The following is a 731-nucleotide window of genomic DNA, read 5'->3' as shown; positions in this document are numbered from 1 at the left end:
CGCCGCAGGCGGTGCCGCGGGTGGCGAGGCCGCTGCCGACGAAGGCGGCGACGAAGCCGAAGAAGAAGCCGAAGAGACCAGCGACGTGCCGGACACGACGGACGAGGACGACGAGGACGACGAGGCCGACGGCGAGGGCCTCGGCGAACTCTTCGGATAACGCCCGTTCACGTCGATCCGGTTTCGACGAGCAGTCAACACCGATTTTATTTCGGCTCGAGGGAGAGTGGCCACGCTACGCCGGCTCGAGGCGACGCGATTCCGATCGATCGGGGAGAGTCACTGCTGAATCGGGCCGATTCTCCGCCCGAGTGGGCAGACTCCCCGCTCGAGTAGGTAGACACCTTGCTCGAGCGGGACGGTACCGGTCCGAGACCATATAAACGAGGACGCGGCCAGAGTCGGCGATGCCCGCCCCAGTCGAGGTCGTCGTCGAGCCAGCGCTGGCGGTGCAGTTGCTCGCGTGGGTGCTCGCCGGCTCGCTGCTGGGAAGTTGCAGCGGGCTCGTACCGGGGCTGCACGCGAACAACTTCGCGTTCCTGCTGGCGGGGATCGCACCCGCGGTTCCCGGCCCGCCGCTGTTCGTCGGCTGTGCGATGCTCGCCGCCGGCGTCGTTCACACGTTCTGTAACGCCGTTCCCGCGATGGCGCTCGGTGTCCCCGACGCCGAGATGGCCGTCACCGCGCTGCCGGGTCATCGGCTGGTGCTCGAGGGGCGGGGGTACGAGGCG

Annotated in this window: 1 protein-coding gene and 1 pseudogene; both read left to right on the top strand. The window is 68.7% G+C overall.

Going from position 1 to position 731, the window contains the following annotated elements:
- Window positions 1–160: pseudogene (locus PGX04_RS19875) on the top strand (50S ribosomal protein P1); the annotation flags it as partial.
- Between the two features lie 247 nt (window positions 161–407).
- The coding region (locus PGX04_RS19870) for a tripartite tricarboxylate transporter permease (RefSeq protein ID WP_273740101.1) at window positions 408–731 on the top strand (324 nt) is incomplete at its 3' end.

Source organism: Natrinema soli (genome assembly GCF_028618695.1).
The sequence above is the reverse complement of the archived record's forward strand: the minus strand, read 5'-3'. Positions and strand labels throughout refer to the sequence as shown.